This window comes from Bradyrhizobium sp. NAS96.2 (genome assembly GCF_001908235.1).
In the GTDB taxonomy this organism is placed as follows: domain Bacteria; phylum Pseudomonadota; class Alphaproteobacteria; order Rhizobiales; family Xanthobacteraceae; genus Bradyrhizobium.
Genome location: NZ_LGHK01000319.1, coordinates 1 through 4,237 on the forward strand (window position 1 = coordinate 1; position 4,237 = coordinate 4,237).

Consider the following 4,237-nt stretch of genomic DNA (forward strand, 5'->3'; position numbering starts at 1 on the left):
TCACGGCACTCCGGCCATCCGCAGCCTGAGCCGCGCGCTTGGTCACTCAATACTCCCCGCGCCGGGCCGACTTTTTGCACGGCCTGGAAAGCCAGGACCCATTACCCCAGATCTCAATTGTTGCGCGATGCTGGAACGACGAGTCTCGTTCACGATATCCGCCGCGAAGTATGGGTCCCTGCTTTCGCAGCGACGACATCGAGATTGAGGCAAGCGCGTCAACAATAACGAGGAGCCACCCGCCTCACACCTTCTCCTTCACGAACCTGTTCCGCAATGTCCCGATCCCGGTGATGTCGATCTCGACCACGTCGCCGTCCTTCAGATCAGGCGAGGCGCCGTCGGTGCCCATCCAGATCACGTCGCCGGGCGACAGCGTGAAGTATCTGGTCAGCTCGACCAGGAAGGGCACGATGCCGAAGATCATCTCGTTGGTGCGGAAGCGGCCGGTCTCCTTGCCGTTGAGACGGATCGCGGTCTCCATCCGGTCGAGATCGACGTCGGTCTCGATCCACGGGCCCATCGGCTTGAAGGTGTCGGCGTTCTTGGATCGCCACAGCCCGCGGTCGGCCTTCTGCCAGCTGCGTTCGGACACATCGTTGCCGATCGTGTAGCCGAACACGCAGTCCATCGCGTTGGCTTCGGTGAGGTGCTTGGCCGTCTTGCCGATCACGACGACGAGCTCGCCCTCGTAATGGATCTTCTCGGTCGCGCTTGCCGGGATCACGACGTTCTCGTCGTGGGCGATGAGTGCGTTCTGCGCGCGGTAGCCGATCTCGGGCCGGTCAGGCACATTCGGCACCGTGCCGGCCTTGTCGGCGGCCTCCTTGAGGTGCTTCAAATAGTTCAGCCCGACGCAGTAGAAGGTGCGCGGGATCAGCGGCAGCTCGATTTTGACGTCCTTCAAGGCGTGGGTCTTCGACGTCTTGCTCCATTCGCCGAACGGATCGCCATTGACAGCGGTGACGGTGTCGCCCTCGACGAGACCCCAGGAGGTGATGCCCGCGGCGGTGAATTTCAGCCAGCGCATGATAATGTCCCTCTATTCCGCAGCCTGCGCGCGGTTCTTCCAGGCGCCGGCAGCCGGGCGCTTGAGCCCGAGATTTTCCCGCAGCGTCGTGCCGGCGTAGTCCTTGTGGAACAGCCCGCGCTTCTGCAATTCCGGCACCACGTGATTGACGAAGTCGGCATAGGAGCCCGGCACATAGCTCGCAGCGACGACGAAGCCGTCGCAGCCGCGACCCTCGAACATTTCCTCCAGCCGGTCGGCGATCTCCTTGGGGCCGCCGACCATCGCGTCCTGCACCTGGCCGCGGCCGGAGAAGGTAATGAAGTCGCGGGTCGAGGGATTGGTCTTGCCGGAGGTGCGCAGCACGCCGTCGCGGATGCCGAGCATGCCTTGCATGCCCTGCAGCTCCTCGGTCGTGAGCGGCTCGTCGATCCCCTTGGCGCCGAAATCGAAGTTAAGGCCTTCGGCGAGTAGCGACAGCGCGTCGATCTCGAGCGGCAGCTTCTGGATCACCGCCATCCGGTCCTCAGCCTCCGCCTTGGTCGCGCCGGTGACCGGCGTGATCAGGTTGCAGAGGAACATCTGGTCGGGGTCGCGGCCGGCCTTGGCGGCCTCGCCCCGGATCGCGTCATAGCCTTGCTTGGCATTGGCGAGGTTGCGCGCCGCGGTGAAGATCACTTCGCCCCAGCGCCCGGCAAAGCGCTGGCCGCGGCCGGAGGCGCCGGCCTGGATCACGACGGGGTGGCCCTGCGCCGAGCGCGGCACCGTGAACGGGCCGCGCGAGGTGAAGAACTGGCCCTTGTGGTCGAGCCGCTTCACCTTGGTCGGATCTGCGAAGCGGCCGGACTTCTTGTCGATCACCAGCGAGCCGTCTTCCCAGGCGTCCCAGTGGCCGAGCACCACCTCCATGAACTCGTCGGCGCGATCATAGCGGAGATCGTGCTCGAGATGCTGCTCGCGGCCCATGTTGAGCGCTTCGCCGTCATTGACCGACGTCACCACGTTCCAGGCGGCGCGGCCGTTGGTCATCAGGTCGAGCGTGGCAAAGCGGCGGGCGACGTCGAACGGCTCGAAATAGGTGGTGGACGCGGTCGAGGCGAGGCCGAGTTTGGTGGTGACCATGCCCATGGTGGTCAGCACCACGATCGGGTCCATCTTCACGCAGCGGATGCCGTACTCGACGGTGTGGGCGTGATCGTTGCCGTAGCGGTCGGGCATTGCCAGGCGATCGTCGAAGAACGCCATGTGGAACTTGCCGCGCTCCAGGATGCGCGCGATCTCCTGGTAGTAATCCGCCGACATCGAATCGTCGCGCGACTCCGGGTGGCGCCAGGAGCTCGGCAGGTTGGTGCAGTTCTGCGCCTGCAAAAAGCCAACCAGCGCCATTTGCCGTGTCATGTCGTTCTCCTGTGCTCGGGCGATGTATCAGCGAAGGTCAAGCTGGTCGGTGAGCTTGTAGTCGGCGGCGAGTGCCTTGAGCTTGTCCCAGGTCGCATCCTCGATCTCGATGCCGTTCTGGCGCCGCTCGACTTCGCGCAGATGTTCGATTTCGCCGGGATAGAACACGCCGCGGCTCCCTTCCGAGGGCGGCGTCGATTTCAGATAGCGGGCGAAGTCGGCAACTTCCTTCTTGAAGTCCTGCAGCGGGCGGAATGCGGCGACGTTAAAGACAGCCATGAAGCAGCCGTCGTTGTGACGGCCAGTCGGCTCGACGCCGAAGCCGAGGCCGGTCAATAGACCGCACAGCACCTCGACCATCGCGGCAAGGCCGCTTCCCTTGTAGCCTTCGCTGCCGCCGAGCGGAAGCAGCGCGCCGCCCTTGCGATAATCCCTGGGATCGGTGGTGTCGCGCCCCTCGGCGTCGATGATCCAGCCCTTCGGGATGCTCTCGCCGCGCGCCACCGCGAGCTGGATCTTGCCGGCCGCAACCGCCGAGGTCGCCATGTCGAGATAGAACGGGGCCTCGAGATCGGAGGGCACTGCGATCGACAGCGGGTTGGTGCCAAGCCGGGCCTCGCGGCCGCCGAACGGGGCGACATGCTTCGGCGAGCGGCCGGAATCCGCGGCCGCGATCCCGATCATGCCCTCGCGCATCGCCATCATCGGATAATGCGCGAGGCGCCCGACATGGCTCTGCCGGAACACGGTGCAGGCCGCGACATTGGCGGTCTTCGCCTTGTTGATGGTCATCTCCATCGCCTTGGCGTTGACGTGGAAGCCGAAGCCCCAATGACCGTCGATCACAGTCGTGGTCGGCGTCTCCTGCACCACGGTCCATTTCGCGCCGGGCACGATATGGCCGGCCTTGATCCGGTCGATATAGGTCGGGATCGCGATCACGCCGTGGGAGTCGTGGCCGGCGAGGTTGGCGTTGACGCAGCCGGAGGCGACGGCGCTCGCCTCCTCCTCCGATGCGCCGGCGCCCCGCAGGAGCGCCGCGCCGATGCGCGTGAGACGGTCGGCCTGGACGATCGGCATGGGATTTTCCTCGCGGTCGGCCCGCGTGATGCGCGGGTCTTGCTTGCTGTTGTCGGCGTCATGCTCTCAAAGCGCCGAGGTGCGAGCAAGGGCAGAAAATCCGGTCCGCCATACCGCCAGCAGGGTGCTGGCGGCCAGGATTTCACCGAGTGGAACGGGCGCGGTCGCGATGCGGAATTTGGCGGCCCCGACGGCCCAGGCAGGCCCGGGATCCGGGCCCCGCAAGCCTCCGCCTCAGGCTGGCACACCGACGTCCGTAATATCCCGGAAAACCGCTTCCGGCGTTCGTCAGCCGTTTACTTTGTCGTGCAACTTGCCGGATACGCTAACCACCACTTAGGCCTATCGCGGGCAAGCTTCCGCTCCAGTTTGAAGGGGGTGGCCCCGGGGCCTTCAGGAATCGTGCAGTCGAGCATCGGGCGTACATTCGCAGCGTTGAATGCCACCAACGAAGCGATCCTGTACGCGAAATCACCAGAAGAACTGTACGGAAAGGTCTGCGAAGCCGCGTTCTCGAGCGGGAGCTTCCTGGCCACGACTGTCTTTTTGCTGGAGCCGGATACCGGTCTGCTGACATTCGCAGCCGGTTGCGGCGACGATGTCGCGCGCCTGCGCAGCATCAGGATCTCCGCGATCGCCAACACCCCGGAAGGGGACGGCGTCGCCGGCCGCGCGTTCCGCGATCAGAGCGCCAATGTCAGCAACGACTATGTCAACGACGCCCGTTCGGCGGCCTGGCGCAGCGGCCTC

Annotated in this window: 4 protein-coding genes; 1 reads left to right on the forward strand and 3 read right to left on the reverse strand. The window is 65.1% G+C overall.

What is annotated here, in order from left to right:
* Window positions 1-244 precede the first annotated feature (244 nt).
* Genes AC628_RS40660 through AC628_RS40670 form a run of 3 tightly spaced genes read right to left on the reverse strand, consistent with a single transcriptional unit; the run spans window position 245 to window position 3,487 of the window.
* Window positions 245-1,030: a fumarylacetoacetate hydrolase family protein gene (locus AC628_RS40660; protein ID WP_074132415.1), complete on the reverse strand. Its 786-nt coding sequence runs from the start codon at window positions 1,028-1,030 to the stop codon at window positions 245-247.
* A 12-nt stretch (window positions 1,031-1,042) separates the two neighbouring features.
* Window positions 1,043-2,407 (reverse strand): LLM class flavin-dependent oxidoreductase, encoded by a 1,365-nt coding sequence (locus AC628_RS40665; RefSeq protein WP_074132417.1) that lies wholly within the window; start codon window positions 2,405-2,407, stop codon window positions 1,043-1,045.
* A 27-nt stretch (window positions 2,408-2,434) separates the two neighbouring features.
* Window positions 2,435-3,487, reverse strand: coding sequence for an Ldh family oxidoreductase (locus AC628_RS40670; protein WP_074132418.1), 1,053 nt, complete (start codon window positions 3,485-3,487; stop codon window positions 2,435-2,437).
* 39 nt (window positions 3,488-3,526) lie between these two features.
* Between AC628_RS40670 and AC628_RS45720 the strand changes: the two genes are divergently transcribed.
* Window positions 3,527-4,237: GAF domain-containing protein (locus AC628_RS45720; protein WP_245321589.1), on the forward strand; the 711-nt coding region annotated here is incomplete at its 3' end.